General features: G+C 57.6%; 14 protein-coding genes. 11 read left to right on the plus strand and 3 right to left on the minus strand.

Annotated elements, in window-relative coordinates; all coding sequences use genetic code 11:
- The first annotated feature begins 159 nt into the window (after positions 1-159).
- From IPM54_20560 to IPM54_20600, 9 genes are all read left to right on the plus strand, one after another.
- A complete protein-coding gene (locus IPM54_20560) occupies positions 160-822 on the plus strand; it encodes a sugar transferase (protein ID MBK9262182.1) in 663 nt (220 codons plus the stop codon).
- Positions 823-861: 39 nt separating this feature from the next.
- The gene (locus tag IPM54_20565; protein ID MBK9262183.1) at positions 862-2,226 is read left to right on the plus strand and encodes a hypothetical protein; all 1,365 of its coding nucleotides are present in this window, start codon (positions 862-864) and stop codon (positions 2,224-2,226) included.
- The gene (locus IPM54_20570; protein MBK9262184.1) at positions 2,223-3,383 is read left to right on the plus strand and encodes an alkaline phosphatase family protein; all 1,161 of its coding nucleotides are present in this window, start codon (positions 2,223-2,225) and stop codon (positions 3,381-3,383) included. The genes IPM54_20565 and IPM54_20570 overlap by 4 nt, the downstream gene beginning before the upstream one ends.
- A 29-nt stretch (positions 3,384-3,412) precedes the next feature.
- Positions 3,413-4,612 (plus strand): hypothetical protein, encoded by a 1,200-nt coding sequence (locus IPM54_20575; protein ID MBK9262185.1) that lies wholly within the window; start codon positions 3,413-3,415, stop codon positions 4,610-4,612.
- Positions 4,609-5,523, plus strand: a complete 915-nt coding sequence (locus tag IPM54_20580; GenBank protein MBK9262186.1) for a glycosyltransferase — start codon at positions 4,609-4,611, stop codon at positions 5,521-5,523. The genes IPM54_20575 and IPM54_20580 overlap by 4 nt, the downstream gene beginning before the upstream one ends.
- An 11-nt stretch (positions 5,524-5,534) precedes the next feature.
- Positions 5,535-6,443: a hypothetical protein gene (locus IPM54_20585; GenBank protein ID MBK9262187.1), complete on the plus strand. Its 909-nt coding sequence runs from the start codon at positions 5,535-5,537 to the stop codon at positions 6,441-6,443.
- Positions 6,444-6,951: 508 nt separating this feature from the next.
- Positions 6,952-8,115 (plus strand): glycosyltransferase family 4 protein, encoded by a 1,164-nt coding sequence (locus IPM54_20590; GenBank protein ID MBK9262188.1) that lies wholly within the window; start codon positions 6,952-6,954, stop codon positions 8,113-8,115.
- A complete protein-coding gene (locus IPM54_20595; GenBank protein MBK9262189.1) occupies positions 8,112-9,458 on the plus strand; it encodes a glycosyltransferase family 4 protein in 1,347 nt (448 codons plus the stop codon). The genes IPM54_20590 and IPM54_20595 overlap by 4 nt, the downstream gene beginning before the upstream one ends.
- Complete coding sequence (locus IPM54_20600; protein ID MBK9262190.1) at positions 9,455-10,279, plus strand: DUF2334 domain-containing protein; 825 nt, start codon at positions 9,455-9,457, stop codon at positions 10,277-10,279. Before IPM54_20595 ends, IPM54_20600 begins: the two co-directional genes overlap by 4 nt.
- Before the next feature lie 53 nt (positions 10,280-10,332).
- Here IPM54_20600 and IPM54_20605 read toward each other — a convergent pair whose 3' ends face one another.
- Positions 10,333-11,307 (minus strand): SLBB domain-containing protein, encoded by a 975-nt coding sequence (locus IPM54_20605; protein ID MBK9262191.1) that lies wholly within the window; start codon positions 11,305-11,307, stop codon positions 10,333-10,335.
- 189 nt (positions 11,308-11,496) lie between these two features.
- On the opposite strand from IPM54_20605, the gene IPM54_20610 reads away from it, so the two are divergent.
- The gene (locus IPM54_20610) at positions 11,497-11,856 is read left to right on the plus strand and encodes an STAS domain-containing protein (protein MBK9262192.1); all 360 of its coding nucleotides are present in this window, start codon (positions 11,497-11,499) and stop codon (positions 11,854-11,856) included.
- A gap of 19 nt (positions 11,857-11,875) precedes the next feature.
- A complete protein-coding gene (locus IPM54_20615; GenBank protein ID MBK9262193.1) occupies positions 11,876-13,717 on the plus strand; it encodes a hypothetical protein in 1,842 nt (613 codons plus the stop codon).
- 45 nt (positions 13,718-13,762) lie between these two features.
- On the opposite strand, the gene IPM54_20620 is transcribed toward IPM54_20615, so the two are convergent.
- A complete protein-coding gene (locus IPM54_20620; GenBank protein ID MBK9262194.1) occupies positions 13,763-14,518 on the minus strand; it encodes a WecB/TagA/CpsF family glycosyltransferase in 756 nt (251 codons plus the stop codon).
- 3 nt (positions 14,519-14,521) lie between these two features.
- Complete coding sequence (locus IPM54_20625) at positions 14,522-16,177, minus strand: oligosaccharide flippase family protein (GenBank protein ID MBK9262195.1); 1,656 nt, start codon at positions 16,175-16,177, stop codon at positions 14,522-14,524.
- Between the last annotated feature and the right edge of the window lie 264 nt (positions 16,178-16,441).

Raw genomic sequence — 16,441 nt, forward strand, 5'->3', positions numbered from 1 at the left:
CAGAGATCTTCCTGCATTCGGGTCTTCCGCGTATTGGCCCGAACTTTGATTACCTCGGAATCCGTGGATTTGGGGAACACCCCACGTTGAGAAAAAGCAGGTGATTTGACCATGGACGCACGATGCGCGACGACAACGACCGGAACGTTTCGACGTCAAATGAATTCGTCGACGTCATTGGGGCGAGCGCGACGTTTTTTCCTCCGCAGGCTCTTGTGGGTTCTCGACATTGGTCGGCGGATGCGTCGAGCCGTGGACGTCGTGGCTGCAGCGCTCGGTTTGATGATTGCGCTGCCCATTCTCTTCATGGCGGCGTGTGGCATCAAGGTCACGAGCAAGGGTCCGGTGCTTTTTGCGCAGCGGCGTATTGGGCAGCACGGTCGCGACTTCAGGATGTTGAAGTTACGCACGATGTATGTCGACGCCGAAGCGCGACGAGCAGCGCTCGTATCGGACACGAATGAGATCCGCTTCAAAATGCGCAATGATCCGCGCATCACGCCCATTGGGCGATGGCTTCGGAGATTCAGCATCGACGAACTTCCGCAGCTATGGAACGTGCTCGTCGGTGACATGACGCTCATTGGGCCGCGCCCCGCATTGTGCACGGAAGTGGATCGATACGATGCGATTGCTCTGCGGCGACTCGAGGTTCAACAGGGATTGACGTGCCTATGGCAGGTCAGCGGTCGGAGCGACCTTTCCTTCGAGCAGCAAGTGCAACTCGACATTCAGTACATCGATCGGACGTCGGCGGTGGATGATCTTCGCGTGCTCGCGCGGACGATTCCGGCGGTCATCACGGGAAAAGGCGCCTACTGATCGAGCGATCTACGCATTGATTGCGATGGAGAGGGGTCCATGTACGCCGTAATTCATGAAATCGAGTCCACGTCGACGCCCGGACTCATGCCCATTGCAGGTCGACCTCTCGTCGCAAGGCAAATTCAATGGCTGCGTTCGGCGCGGTGCAAGGGAATTGCAGTTCAGATTGGGTCGTCCGCGGAAAGCGTAGCCTTGGGGCAATGGCTCGCGCGCCGCGACGCCATTGGTACCAACGTGCGCCTCGTCATGAGCGGCAAGGCGTTGTCGCCGCGGGAGATTGCGCGCCGAGCTGGCTTTCCGGATGCTGCGCATCTATTGGCCATTCCAGCGGACGTGCTCTGCGGCGGCGACCTCGAAGCCATTCGTGCTCATGCGAGCCCCGAAGGCACACTGGTGGCGCTGCCTGCCCCGCCAGCGCTCGAGGAGGTGCTCGATGGCAGCGCGGTGCGAATCCTGGGCCCGGCAACAGAGCCGGCGTCTGACGCTGGCGAGACTTGGGCCATTCGTATTCGATCTCTAGCGGATGCGTTTGCGGTCGGCGTTACGGTGCTCGAAGGTCGACTGTCACGACAATCGGGAAGTGGGGTGCTGCTACACGCGTCCGAGCGTGAGCGTGGTGTATGGGCAAGTCGTGGCGCATATGTGGATCCAACCGCGAAGATCATTCCTCCCGTGCTCTTGGGTGTGGACACGATCGTTCGTGCCGGAGCGTGCGTTGGACCGAGAGTATTTCTGGGTGATCGCAGCGTCGTCGAACGCGGAACGCGAATTGAAAATTCAATGGTTGCGCCGGGAACCATCGTCGGGGAAGGACTGGTTTTATCCCAAATCGCGATCGATTCGCGAGGGACACAGGATTTGTTCACCGGTGAACATGCGACCATCGACGAAACATTGTTGCTTGCTCCCCGGGACAAACCACACCGAGGCAATTTGATATGGCGGAGCCTGACGCTCATCCTGCTCATGTTGCTCGCACCCATTTTGCTCGCGATCTACCTGAAAGCAGCGATCGAAGCGCGGTTTGGCCAATCGAAACGCATTCGACGTCCATCGTTCCCCTTCCTTTCGATGCTCCTGCAAACAGCTCGTGGCCACCGTACCTTCATTGGTTTGTCCGAGTGGACCGACGATTTGCCGACAGGTGTTTCTCCGGCATTGTACTGGAAGTCGCTGGCGGCACCTTTGGGTCTCATTACAATCGACGCGGGCCTCGTGCCCGACGACGCGGACGCGAGCACGAGGCTTCGAGCTCGGGTCTATTACATGCACGAAAAGAACTTCATTTTGGACTTCGTCCTGGTGTTGCGTTGCCTGGGACGACTGATAACGCGGCAGGCACGCCAGCCAGGGAAAGCCTGTCAACCGGATGCACCACCCTACATGAGAGCATTGTCATGAGCGACATTTCTTGCCGAGTGCTCGTGGTTTTCGTCGACGCTCTCGGCCCGGCGCAACTCGAGCGATTCGGCGATCGAATGGCATTTCTGCATCACCATCGCGCATTGCGAGGAATACTCGGATATTCAGCGGGAGCGCTGCCCACGATTCTCACAGGGGCCGCTCCTTCGGTCCATGGGAGAATGTGTCTCTTTTCGCGTCGCAATGCCAATGGGGACGACGTGCTTTCTCCGCTGTCGCTCTTGGGACTTTTGCCGCGGGCTCTTCACGAACGAGATCTCGTTCGCCGTACGGCAGCCGCCTGGCTTGCGCGCCATTCTGGACTATCGGGATATGTTGCATTGCACAAGGTGCCTCCCGAAGCCTTCCAGTGGCTCGAAATCCCCGAACGCGAAGATCTCTTCAAGGCAGATATGATCGGCCGGGCACGCACGTTCCTTGCCGACGCGAGAGCCTCGGGCCTGAGCGTATTTACGGCGAATTGGAAACTGCCGGAAACGATACGTTGGCAAAAAGCGTTCGAATCGATCCAACATCTGCGGCCCGATTTGACATTCTTATATTCGGCGGAGCTCGACGGGCACTTGCACCAGTATGGTAATGGTGATGCGAAAACGGATGCGGTATTGTCTCGAATCGCGCGGCGCATTTCACGAGCTCGAGAATTGCTCGCCAAAGACGCGCGGCCGCTCGTGACCATCGTCGTGGGTGATCACGGAATGGCGGACGTAGCGCGTATCGTCGATCCGCGACCGCTCACGAGCCGCTTGGGCATTGAACGCGCCATCGTCGATAGCACGATGCTGCGATTTTGGGCCGATGCAGGAGCGCTTTCGCGAGCGCGCAGGGAGCTCGAGCGCTCCGGTATCCCAGGTTCGTGGCTCGATCTGAATGCGATGCGTGCGCGGGATGTGCCGGTGTCCGGGGCGCCATATGGACGAGCATTATGGCTCCTGCCGGAGGGAACGATTTTCGCTCCGAGTTGGGTTGGAGGCAAAGCCCAAGGAATGCATGGTTATGATATCGGCACGCAATCATCGCTTGCATCGCTCTCCTCCGACGATGTATCGATTTCCGCTTGCCAGAAACTCACGGACGTTGCCGGCGTGATTCGCGGGCACTTGGGTCTTGCTCATTCGGAAGCGGTATGCGCATGAGTACGATGCATTCCGCTCTGAGATACACCTTGCGTGGATCGTCTCGGGTAGAACGACATATTGGAATGGTGGTCGCTCGGGCCGCGGGGCTCGTCGCGAAACATTTCAATCACAACGAGTGCCGGGCGTTCGTGCTTTTGGGTGGTTATGGTCGTGGCGAAGGGGGCGTCGTTTGCGAAAACGGCGAAGAGCGGCCGCACAACAATCTCGATTTTCTATTGATAACGACGGCGCTTGGTGCGCTCTACAAGACGTCCCTCAAGCGGCGACTCGACGATGTTCTCGCGCCCATCGTACGCGAAGAAGGAATCGGTATCGACACGGGCGTCATCAGCGACATCGAGCTGCGGCATTCGCCTCCTCGTGTCATATGGATCGATCTGCGGTGGGGTCATCGCACGATTTTGGGGGATGCCTCGTTCATTCCGTCCCTGCGCCCAATTGCGGCCAGCGCGGTGGAAGTCGACGATGTCCACAATTTACTCGTCAACCGCGCCTCTTTGCTCGTCATCAACGATGCGGTTCTCGAACGCGGGATCACTTCGAAGCAAAATGCCGAATTCATCTTGAAACACATGATGAAAGCGATCATCGGGCATGGGGATGCACTGCTTTTCGCGCGTGGTCGGTATCACGCAAGTTATGCGGAAAAACAGAGGCGCATGCGGGAATTATCGGCGAATGCTCCGGGTTTGGCGCAGTTATACGATGAAGCAGCGGAGTTCCGATTCGAACCCCAATACGCGCGGCATCTCGAACATGATCTCCAGCCTTTCGTCGGACGCGTGCGGAGCGTCCTCCCGCAGGCGCACCTTGCGTTCGAACGATTTCGCAGCGGAGATCCCCATTGCACATTTCGCAATCACGCCGAGCGAATCCTCTTTGCCGAGGCGCGTAGTGCGGCATCCTTCATCGCAGCGTCGAAACAGCTCGTTCGCTCGTGGATGACTTATCCGCGTAGAATGGGTTTGCCGTCGCCCATCGAAGCCGTGGTTCGTCGGAGTCATCCCCGCAAATTGCTGGCGGCCGTGCTACCAACGGTGCTTTACGGACCAACCGACGACAATGATGCACGGCTCGCCCAATCGCTCCTCCGAGCGAAAGGTGAGTCTTCGTCCGATTTGCGCAACGCTTACCTCATGCATTGGGCCAGGTACGGGGACCCCAATTTTCATACGACTGCGAAACGATTGGGCTTATCTCTTGAAATGGCGAGGCAATCATCATGAAACTTTCAGTCATCATGCGCACAAAAAATGCGGATTGGGTCGTGGAGCAAGCGCTGCGAGCACTTCATTCGCAAACGGTGCGTCATTTCGAACTCGTCGTGATCGATTCGGGTTCGACCGATCGAACACTCGACATCGTCAATCAATTTACCCCCAGGCTGCTGCGTATTCCGCCGTCGGCGTACATTCCAGGCGCGGTGCTGAATCGAGCCATCGAAGTGGCTCGAGGTGATATTCTCGTCTTTCAGAATTCGGACACCGTGCCGCTCAATCCATTTGCACTCGAGCGCCTCGTGGGGGCACTCGACGAGCCGCGGGTCGTGGCGTCTTTTGCTCGGCAGATTCCTCGGCCCGAGGCTGCGACGTGGGTGCGTCGCGATTACGAGGTTAGTTTTCCAGCCGAAGGGGACGCGCCGCCTTGGATGCCGCTTTCTTTGCCGTTTGCAGCGATGCGGCGATCCGCCTGGAGAAAGCATCCATTTCATACGGCCGCCTTCGGCTCGGAGGACATCGAGTGGGGCATGTGGGCGCGAAAGAATGGTCATCTCGTGCGCTACGTGCCGAATTCCGTCGTAATGCATTCGCATAATTACACGTTGCGCGAGGCATTTGGGCGCCGATTCATCGAGGGCGAGGCGGACGCATTCATCAACGGCGATACCGATTCATTGGCGCAGGCTGCATGGCGCACGGTGGGTGGAGTTGCTCGCGATATTGCTTATCATGCGGCACGAGGGGATTGGAAAGGTCTTTGCGAATCGCCTGTGCGGCGAGCGGCATTCCATTTTGGTTATTATCGCGGGCACCGGCACGGGGAGCGAAGGCGTGCTGGAGCGGGTGGAGATGCGAGCCTTGGGCAACGCGTCGTGCTCGAACGATTCGGTGGATCTGGAGCGCGGGAAGATCGCTGATTGAGGCGGGGATGGAAGCCAAACACGCGATCTTTTCCGTGGCCTTTGCGCTCGTGCTGACCGTGGGCCGCGTCGTCTGTTCTCGAAGTGCGCGATTACGCGATGCGTGCGCGTTTTTGCTCGTATTCGGAACGACGCGCACGGACATGCTGGACATCAATTTCCTCAGCCGAGAATGGTATCGTGGCACGACGCGTGGGATTGAGGTCAGTTGGGTCGATCTCATCTGGATTTTGTTGCTCGCGAGTTTGCCACGGAACGAACGAAAAAATGCCTGGCTTCCCGGGCTTGGGCCGATGTTCGTCTTCTTTGCATACAATGCGCTCATCGTGGCATATTCTGATCCCGCCATTTTCGGGCTTTTCGAGCTATCGAACATGTTGCGACACATTTTCGTGTTCGTAACCATGGCGCGCTACGTGAAGGGTGATCGCGAGCTATCCATCATTGCTTGGGCGCTTTCATTGGCGGTGGCTTACGAGTTCTTGTATGCATTGCGTTGTCGGTTTTTTTGGAAGCAGCCGCGCGTACAGGGCTCATTTGCGCATTGCAATGTCTTGTCGATGTACGAGCTCATGGCCATTCCAATGATGGCGACGGTCGCAGCGTCGGATGCATCACGCGCATTGCGGCGAACGTGCGCAGTGGCTGCGCTTCTCGGGGTGGCGACGCTATTGCTGACCGTATCGCGCGGCGGCATCGTGACATTGACGATGGTGGGCATATTTCTCCTGTTCGCATGCGGATCGCTGCGTGAAATGACCGTCCGGCATGCATGCATTGGCGTTTCGATCGCGAGCATCTTGGGTGTTCTCGTCGCCGCGAATTATGATAACTTCAATGCGCGCTTCGAGGCCGAGGGATTCGACAAAGAATATGGGGGGCCGGTTTGGGAAGGACGCGGGCCTACCTCATACTAGCGAAGGGGATTGCAGAACATGAACCGTTCGGCTGTGGATTGAACAATTGGTCGTGGTGTGTCTCCAATCGTTATAGCACCATTGTTCAGCAATATCATATAGCGTACACGAGCGCGGACGCGCCGGTTCCAAGACGTCGGCTCCGGCGACACCACCACGTAGATAATGCACACGCCGCTCCGGCGCATAGTCTCTACGCCATTACGCTCGGTGAAACCGGGTATCCTGGCGTGGTGCTCTTCGGGCTGGTGTGGGCGCGCTGGTTCACGATCGCCGCTAGTTTTCTCCGCACCCGTTCATCAGCATTACGCTCCCGGTTTGGCATTGGGGTCCTTGGAGCGTTGGTTGGCGCATTTGGCCAGAGTTTCTCTGAATGGGAAGTGCGGCTGACGCCTTTGGCATTTCTACTGCACATATTGCTCGGCGCAACGGTGGCCGTACATCTCGGGAAATCATCGAAACTAAAAATTGCGCGCGCTTGAGTTGCTTTGGAAGGTGGGGTTCATTCATGCACATCGTTTGGGTCAACACGCACGGATCACTCGTCGGCGGGGCCGAGCATTATGTGCGCAATACGGCGAATCTGCTCGGGCGTCGCGGCGTACGTTCAACACTGCTTTACGATCCAAACCTGCCCACGTCGTCAGCAATGCTCGACACGTTTGAGAGTGCGTTTCCCATTGTAAACATCGATGCGCAACTGAAGGAGGTGAAACCCGACATCGTATTCGTGCACCAAATACGACCCAACATTACACAAAGTTTGACGCGCTCGCCGGTGCCGGTCATCAATTTTCTACACGATCACTTCCTGTTCTGCCTGCGCGAGCACAAGTATACGGCAATTGGGAAACGCACCTGCAATCGAACGGTGAGCGCCTCTGCGTGTTATCCGTGTCTGGGGTTCGTTCTACGTGCACCGACATTTCCTAGATTTCGATTAAGGACCGTTTCTGACGTGATCGCTGCACAAGACGCCCACAAGCAATTTTGCGCGTTCGTCACTGCGTCTCGCTATATGGCTGAGCAGGCCATTGCGCATGGGTTCGATCCCGCGCGAATTCATGTTGCACCACTTTATGCCGAAAAGCCCGGCCCCGAGCATTCAACATATCGTGACAACGCAAAGTTGCTTTATGTCGGCGGCGTCCTACGCAACAAGGGGCTGGACGTACTCCTCCGAGCGCTTCGAAACACCGTCTTCCCGGTGCGACTCGAAATCATCGGCGATGGCGCGTGGATGACGAATGCACATATGCTGGCCCACGAATTGGGTATCCACGACCGCGTTTCTTTTCTAGGTAGAAAACCTCAACACGAATTGCGAGAACATTATCGGCGAGCGAACTGTCTCGTGGTGCCAAGCCGCTGGCCCGAGCCATTTGGTCTCGTGGGTGTCGAAGCCATGAGCCATGGCACGCCTGTCATCGCCTCGGCGGTCGGAGGCATCCTGGAATGGCTCGTGCCGGGACAAACGGGCCTGGCGGTCCCGCCGAACGACCACAATGCGTTGGCGGCGGCCATCGATCAATTGATCGGCAATCCGAAACTCGCTCGATCCATGGGAGAAGCAGCCCGAGCGCGTTATCTCGAGCGCTTCTTGCCCGACCATCACATCGAACGACTCATGGGCATTTTTGCCGACGTCATCAAGCGAGGAGCTCGGTCGTGATGAATTTTACGGGCAACGCTCGCCGCGCAAGCTTTCGCACCGGCGAACGTGAAATACGTGTCGCTCACGTCCTTCGCAAATACGATGCACGCGAGTGGGGAGGTACCGAGAGCGCGGTGTGCGAATTGCTGAAGGGGCTCCGTGCAAATGGCACCAACTCGGTCGTTTACGCGCCGAAGCTCGAAGTGCCCGTCGCCATCGAAAATGACGTATTGCGCAATGACGGCTTTGACGTGCGGCGCTTTCACGCATTTGTACCAATATGCGGCGCCAGCGCAGCCGATCGAAAAAGCCTCGTGGCCGTCGGCGGAAACCTCATGTCTTTCGACGCGCCATTACATCTTCTTTGGGAGCCGTCACTCGATGTGATTCACACGCACACGCTCAATCGGCTCGGGGGTATCGCGCGGCTCGTGGCGCGCCAGCGAAATATCCCATTCGTGGCGACCATTCACGGCGGCTTTCTCGATCTGCCTGAAGCTGCGGCCGAGAAACTTGCAGCACCGACGCGAGGCGGCATCGACTACGGTAAGTTTTTTGGCTTGCTTCTGCGTTCGCGCCACGTACTCGCGGATGCAGACGCGGTCATCACGGTGAACCCACGCGAAGCGGAGCTATTGCGTGCGAAGTTTCCCGCGCTTCGCATCGAGCTCGTCCCGCACGGCGTGCCACTGGCGCGTTACGCACGAAACCATCGTGACGCGGCCGAACGCTTTTTACCCGCAATTCGTGGGCGAACTGTCCTGCTCCTCGTTGGCCGTATCGATGGCATCAAGAATCAAGGCTTTCTCGTGAATTGCATGCCCGAGATCATGCGGCGCGTACCGAATGCGCTGCTCGTGCTCGTCGGGCCCGTCACGGACGCCGAACACGATCGGTACGTGCGCTCGCGTATTCGCGAGCTCGGTCTCGAAACATGCGTGCTCATGCCGGGGCCATTGGCACCCGACGATCCACGGCTCATTGGCCTTTATCAAAGCGCACGGGTTTTCGTGCTGCCTTCGCTGAGCGAAACGTTCGGCCTCGTGCTTCTCGAAGCATGGGCTTCTGGCTGCGCAGTGATCGCGAGCGCAACTTCGGGAGCGAAACAGGTCGTGCGCGAGGGTGAGAATGGGCATCTCTTCCAACTGGACGACACACCATCGTTCTTCAATGCACTCAGCCGCACGCTCGATGACGAAGAGCGCAGAAAGGCACTCGTCGCTGCCGGCAAACGCATGGTGATGACCAAATTTGACACAGTCGTGCTCGGACACCGAATGCACGATCTTTATGCAGAATTGATCGGAAAGACACGCCGCGCAGACCGTTCGGTACGCATGTGGAATGGGGGCAACTCATGAAGTACATCGTATTGCGCGATGACGATGCCAATGGCACCACCCCCATTTCGGTACTCGAGCCGCTCTACAGGCCATTTCTCGATCGAGGTTTGCCCATTCACCTCGCGATGATTCCCTCCGTGCGCACCGACATTCACCGGACCGATGGCGAGCTCGAAGGTTTCCTTTATGGTAAGAGCGAGGGAATTGCAGGCACGAAGCCCATGGAAGAGAATCAAGCCCTGCTCGATTACGTGCGGCATGAAAGCGGCTACGTGCCGGTGTTACACGGATTCACACACGAGATCATCAATGGCCGTTTCGAATTCGATCGTGACGAGCCGGAGGACATTGCGCGACGATTGGATCGCGGTCTGGCCATGTTCCAGGCAGCGGGGCTCGGCAGACCACTTGTATTCGTCGCACCACAAGATCAACTTTCTCGATCGAGTTTTCGTGAAGTAAGCAAGCGCTTCGACGTGCTTTCGCTACAGTTTCTCAGCCTAAAGAAGCTACCACACCAGCATTGGCCTGCGTACTTGGGTGCGAAATTCATTCAACGAAGACCGCATTTACGGCTTGGGCGCACTGCCGCGCTCACGCATCCAGGCTGCATTCTGTCGTACAACAAGCCGCCCGCAGGAATGCTCGAGCGCGTACTCGACGCAATTCGCCCCAATTGCGTCACGGTGCTCGTCACGCACCATTGGGAATATTTCCATCCGGATGGAACCATGAACGAGCCGTTTGTCGCGGTACTGCATGCACTTGCGGAGCATTTCGGAAAAGCGAAAGACGTACGGGTGATTCGTATGGATCAAGCACGCAATTACATTGCGTGAACAAGGCTGGATCGCGAACGCCTCATGGGCGCGAGTGAGGCTGGTTTGTCCTGTTAGCGTGACAGTGTCGAAAACACTGCCGCGGTAGCCAAGATCGGTGTGAGCCGGTTGATGACGTCCGTGGTCGTTGCAAACCAATGTTCGGTCACGAAAACGACGTCTCCGGGGGCGAGCACGACATCGGTCGTATCGCCTTTCATGACATCGTCGAGATTGGCACGATAAACCTTTGCACGTGAAAGCGGACCGCGAACGATGCGAATGTCCGCAGTATCCGCAGTGCGCGAGGGGCCTCCCGCGGCGGCAAGCGCTTCAGTCAAACGTAGGCCCTCGTGAAAGGGGACGTTACGCGCGGAGCGAACGTCACCAAGCACGGGAATCTGACGGCTGGCCATCCATGGAACGTAAATGATGTCGCCGGGACGAACGAATACGTTGTGCTGGGATTCCCCGAAAAGTGCATGCTTGACGCTCACGGGCAGTGTTTTTCCGTCACGTACGATGCGGGCGCCTTCCATATCGGCCGCTTCGGTGGCTTCCGCGCCTGCAATGAGAACACGCGTGCCGCCCGCAGACGCAACGATATCCGCGATGCGTAGCCCCGGTCGGGCCTCGTAGACGCCTGGTTTGTCCACAGCGCCCGTCACCGTTACGCGATGACCTGAAAACGAATGCATGGCGAGACTGACCCGGGCATATCGATCATATTGACGAACGACTTGCTCGATCCGTGACTCCGCGTCGGTGAGTCCAAGGCCTAAAACTTCGACATCACCGCCGAACGGCACGTGTATCCGACCAAGGTCATCGACCCACAATTCAACGGGTTCGTAAGACTCTGCGGACATAATCCGGAGCCGAACGACGTCACCGGGAAGTATGGCTTGAGGCGGAGGTGAATCTTTTGATAATCCCGGAGGAGTTTCTATCTCGGGCGCATCAAGTCCATCCTCGGCCGTCGGATAGGCGGGGGGAGGAGGCAATGCGGGCCCGCAGGCGAGCCCTGCAGCTACCATCGAGATCAGCAATGCTCTTCCCATACGAGCCGGCCGAAAGCAGTGCTCGTCGACTTTCGACTTGAACGGGACGCTCTTGGATATTGCGAAGAGAGTCAAAAATCGTTGCATGATTCGTCGATCCTGGCTGGGATGAATATTATACTCTGCAACCATTCCACGTGCTGGTGTTATTTCCATGTGTGGCAGCGGGAGGAGTAAATGCGTGCATGTTGGACGAGCATCGAAAATGACGACGTTTGGCGGTTGAATGTCGAGGGCCCGTGCCTCGATGCCGCCCAGGTCGAACGATTACGTGATGCCTTGCGCAAGGCCATTTTGGCGGGCGCGCGCGGCGTCGTCATCGATCTCCAACGCGTCGACAGGCTCGATCCATTGGGACTTGCAGGACTTGCCCTGCTGCCGCGCGACGTCACGGCCACCACGCGCATTGTATTGGCTGCGCTACGACCCGAGGTGCAGGAAGCTGCATTGCTCGTGCACCTCCATGAGATTCTCGACATTTATGAGGACGCGCGAGCGGCCGCGTTCGATCTGTCGACACAGATTTGTCAACGATGAGCGGTTGGGAACGATGACCATGGTAGAGGAAACGTCGAGGCCCGAGGATGCGGGAGCGCCAATCGATCCGATGAGACTTGCCATAGCGGTATGGCAGCGGCGTTGGGTCCTTGCGGGTGCTGCCGTTATGGGCACCGTAGCCGGCGCGGTCGTCGCCAAGACGCTCGTTCCGGCGGTATTCGAGGCACGAAGCGTTATCGAATGCGATCGTTGCTCTGATCCAAGGTTCGGCGACCGAGAGCTTGCGACGCTGCAAGAAAGCGTGAAGTTGCCGCAACACATTGAAAAGGCTCGGCAAAAACTCAGCATCGACGCGACGCTCGAACGAATCGGGCGAGATGTGGAGGTGAGCGCCTCCATCGAATCAAGACTGATCCACGTGACCGCACGCGGAAAGAATGGTGAATTGGCCGCGGGACTGGCCAATGTGGTCGTGGAGGCGTTCATTGAAACGCGCCATCAGATCGAACGCGACAAACTCGATATTCATTTGCGCACGCTCATGGTCGATGCAGAAAAGGCACGCACGGCTCTCGCCGATGCCCGCACTCATTATGATCATTTCCGAAGCGAAAACAACATTGCCGATCTGCCCGCCGAGCGTCAAGCCGCCATTCAGGAAGCAGCGCGACTACGCAGTGAATTGGCTATCGCGCACGGCGAAGAGCAGGCCGAGCGAGCGCGAGCATTGGCGCTACGTCGGGCATCGAGCAAAGAACCTTCAACGGCGATACTGCAGCAAACCGAGGACTTGCCCGAGGCGAAGCGTTTGGGCGAAGCGAAGGCACAACTGACTGCCGCACGCGCTCGGCTTTCCGCGGATCATCCACGCGTCCAGGCTCTTGTCTCTGAAGTGAAGATGCTCGAGCAAAAGGTGGCCCTTGCGGAGGCAGCAATTACAACGGAGCGAAAGGTAGGGCGCAATCCGCAATGGGAATTGGCACAGCAGGGCATTCTGACAGCAAATGCAAGCCAAGAGGCCGCAAGCTCACGCCAGGCGACGTACGAAAAACTCGTGCAAAGCGCCGCGCAAGCCGTGGCTCGATTGTCGAGCATCGAGGGTCGGGCGTCGGTGCTACTATCGAATTTGCAAAATGCTGAACGACATGCGGCAACGGTCGAGCTAGATTTGAAACTGGCCGAGGACGCGGCCAGAATGCCTTCGACAGGATTGCGTATCCTCGCCGCGGCGCGCGCGCCGTTGCGCCCTGTGAAATCGACGCGTAGGATCGTAGCGCTTCTTGGACCACTCATGGGAGCCTTGATTGCGGCAATATGCGTTCTGCTGGGTGAATTACGAGGACTTCGTATACATACCGCAGCCGAGCTTGCTTTTTGGAGCAAGAGGCCCGTCCTTTTTGCATCACGTTGGCCTCGTGTGCCGGGCGCATTGACCGATACCGTCACCGAACTGTTTGGACCTTTGCGAGAGTCAACGGGCAAAACATTGGTGCTCGGGGTAAGTGCTCTCGAGCTTCCGCACGCACATGCACTCGTCAACGCGCTTCAGGAGGAACTCGACCATCGCAGTGCGGCATCTTGCGATCGTCATTCGGGAACCATCGAGGTGCTCACACGCTGCGCGCCCGCGGCGAACGTGCGACAAGCGGTACGTGAGGCCGACCGCGTGCTCGTGATTGTCGCATCGGGGAAACATTCCGCACCTGCAATACAGGCATTCGTTACGAGAATCGCTCCCGCTGCGCTCATTGGCTTCATCCTGCTGGATGTACGCGAGGAACTTGCAATGTTGCCCGACGTGGTTGGGGATGCCCATGCATTTTGGAATGAACGCCGCTCGAGCTCAGCGCGAAGCATCGAGCAACAGGCCGGCCAAATACGTGTCAAAGCCACATCATAGCGGTCAACACGTCATTGAATCAATTTTGCCGCTCGGAGCTGGCCTTCAGCCCGCGTTTCGAACACCACGAAGTAAAATACCAAAGAACTTCAGATCGTTCACGAGATAACGGCGCCACATGCGGCGCGGCTCTCGAACGAGACGATAAAGCCATTCCAAACCCGCGCGGGACATCCACGATGGTGCACGCTTCGTTGCACCGACCATGAAGTCGAGCGAGGCGCCTACCCCGAGAAAGACAGCGGGCTTCAATTCGCTCGCAACCTGGTGAATGAATAGTTCTTGTTTGGGAGAACCGAAAGCAACCAGCACCAGATCGGGACGCGCTATCCTGATGGCCGAGGCGACTCGAGCATTCTGCGCCCAATTACCAATTTGAACCATCGGGGCATCGGTACCCGCAACGTTGACGCCATATTGTTCACGTAGCAGCGTAGCCGCCTTTTCGGCGATTCCTGGGCCTGCGCCAAGCAGGTACACGCGCCAGCCGCGTTGGGAGGCACGGCATAGCAGAGGCATCACGAGGTCCGAGCCCGAAATCTTTTCCGGCAACCGAGCTCCCAATAGCCTCGATGCCCATACGAGAGGCTGGCCGTCGACCAGCGACAAGCTCGCCGCTCGATATGCATTGCGAAACGCCAGATTGCTTTCAGCATTGACGACGTGATCGACGTTCGGAGTAAACACCATTCCACCTTGCCGAGCAATCACGAGACGCTCGATCTCGTCGAGTGCTTCCGTGAACGTAATGACGTCGATATCTACGTGGCCTATCCTGAGTCGAGATCGCGTGTGGCTCATATCCTATCGCTCCGGCTGATCGTGCCAATGTCGATCTTGCCAAAACCGTGCGCGCAAAATGCGCACGCCCCCTAGAGCTCCGCCCAATTTGGCGACAACTGCCGCACGATCGTCGGCCGTGAGGCCGAAGTGCCAGGAACCCGCAGCGGCAAGGAGGAAGGCAATGATGGCTTCGGCAAAAAATACGAGCACATTCGATTGAAACCCGAGGGTGGGAATCACTTGACACAAGGTGCCGAAAGCCAGGAGCGGCGCTGACGCGCGAAATGCAGGAACGAGCGTTTCACGCACCAGCTCTGCTGTAGTCATTCCAACTTCCCGTGCAGCCCATGGCCAAAGAAAGCACCAACCAACGATCAACGCCGGCACGAGCGAGCCGAGAGCTGCGCCTATGGGATCATGAAGCCATCGCACCAAGACGAAGCTCATTGCTACGTTGGCCAGCGCTTCGATGACGAGCAATAGGGCGAGCCGCGTTTCCTGGCCACTCATCAAAAATACGGCTTTCGAGACGCCATGCGTGAGAATGGTTGAATAGCTCCAGACGAGCAGAGTCCTGCTCAACAAAACGACTTCAGGCCCCGCAGCTCGACCGCCCGTGAGCAACCCGAGCAAGCCTTCGAGAAATAAAATGCATAGAAAAAAGAGCGGGGTCGTGATCAGCGCATTCAATCGAATTCCCCGCAAGAAAAACCGCTGCCAGTTCGCACGATGACCTTCCCCGTGAAGAGCAGCGGCTGCAGGTGCTAGCGCGGCCGGCAGTTGCCGCGTAAATATTGACAATAATTCGGGGATTTTTGCTCCCACGTGGTACGCGGCGACAGACGAGACGGACAGGAGCGCACCCACCAAAAGCCGATCCGTTTGAGCCACTACAATTCCCGTGATGACCACGAGGTAGGCGAGCGTCGAAAATCTTACGATGCCGCGAAGGACGGACCAGGACACATGTCGTATGCCGATACGAACCTCGGGCATGGCGCGTAATGCGGAGATGACGAGTACGGCGCCGACCACCACGATGCACGCGAACTGCACGCCAATAATGAGAGACAATCCCCAATGCCTGTGCAGCGCGACCATCAGCAATGCAAAAGATACGATTCCTCCAACGGTGCTTGCGCGATCGGCAAATGCCATGCGCTGCTGGCCATAATGAACTTCACGAAACATTTCGAGCGGGAACATGGCGGCCATGCCGACGACGAATACGCGCCAAGCGAGGCGAAAGCTGCCTTGATTGGCGGAGGACACATCAATGGCTCGCAGGAGCGGATCCGTGGCCATGAAACCAACGGCAACGACGATGGCAGCACAGACACAATTGCAAAACAGCACAGACGATAGCAGGCGACCGAGTAAGTTCCAATCTTTGCGTTGAATGAGCTCGGCCGTGTGTTTTTTGACGGCGACGCCCATTCCGAGATCGAGAAGAACGCCGTACCCGAGAAAGCTCCATACAAGACCATAAAAACCAAGCTCTTCGGTGGTAAATTCGGTGCAAATGAGCCGGAACGAAATCACACCAAGAATCAAACGAACCGTACTGCGCACATATCCAGACGCGGAATTGCTCCACACCCGGCGCTCGACACCGCCACTGCCACGCCATCCCTTCTCGGAAGCTTTGCCGCAAGAATCAATATGAACAAGTTTCACAAGGGCTCCACCCGACCAAGAAGCCGACCACTTTCAGGGACCACGCGACGAGCCTCGGGCGCCACACGCGACGACACGGCTTCGCCGGCTACGAGTTTCGATCGTTCGAAACTTGAATTGCCCCCGAACGCGTCTCGACGACACCAGCCTGACTTCTCCTCTTGTTCGTTGCAATCGGTATTTCTGACGAATCGTCAGTGTGGCAAGGACGGTGCTTACCAAGGGAACCATGCGTGCTCGGCTTGCTTTGCCGAGGAAAACGTC

It is taken from the genome of Polyangiaceae bacterium, assembly GCA_016715885.1.
Lineage (GTDB): Bacteria > Myxococcota_A > Polyangia > Polyangiales > Polyangiaceae > Polyangium.

What these genes read in the sequence shown, in the direction of transcription:
- IPM54_20610 (MBK9262192.1), top strand. Translation starts at nt 11,497, where the DNA reads ATGCGTGCATGTTGGACGAGCATCGAAAATGACGACGTTTGGCGGTTG.
- IPM54_20565 (MBK9262183.1), top strand. Translation starts at nt 862, where the DNA reads ATGTACGCCGTAATTCATGAAATCGAGTCCACGTCGACGCCCGGACTC.
- IPM54_20580 (MBK9262186.1), top strand. Translation starts at nt 4,609, where the DNA reads ATGAAACTTTCAGTCATCATGCGCACAAAAAATGCGGATTGGGTCGTG.
- IPM54_20600 (MBK9262190.1), top strand. Translation starts at nt 9,455, where the DNA reads ATGAAGTACATCGTATTGCGCGATGACGATGCCAATGGCACCACCCCC.
- IPM54_20620 (MBK9262194.1), bottom strand. Translation starts at nt 14,518, where the DNA reads ATGAGCCACACGCGATCTCGACTCAGGATAGGCCACGTAGATATCGAC.
- IPM54_20615 (MBK9262193.1), top strand. Translation starts at nt 11,876, where the DNA reads ATGGTAGAGGAAACGTCGAGGCCCGAGGATGCGGGAGCGCCAATCGAT.
- IPM54_20560 (MBK9262182.1), top strand. Translation starts at nt 160, where the DNA reads ATGAATTCGTCGACGTCATTGGGGCGAGCGCGACGTTTTTTCCTCCGC.
- IPM54_20585 (MBK9262187.1), top strand. Translation starts at nt 5,535, where the DNA reads ATGGAAGCCAAACACGCGATCTTTTCCGTGGCCTTTGCGCTCGTGCTG.
- IPM54_20570 (MBK9262184.1), top strand. Translation starts at nt 2,223, where the DNA reads ATGAGCGACATTTCTTGCCGAGTGCTCGTGGTTTTCGTCGACGCTCTC.
- IPM54_20590 (MBK9262188.1), top strand. Translation starts at nt 6,952, where the DNA reads ATGCACATCGTTTGGGTCAACACGCACGGATCACTCGTCGGCGGGGCC.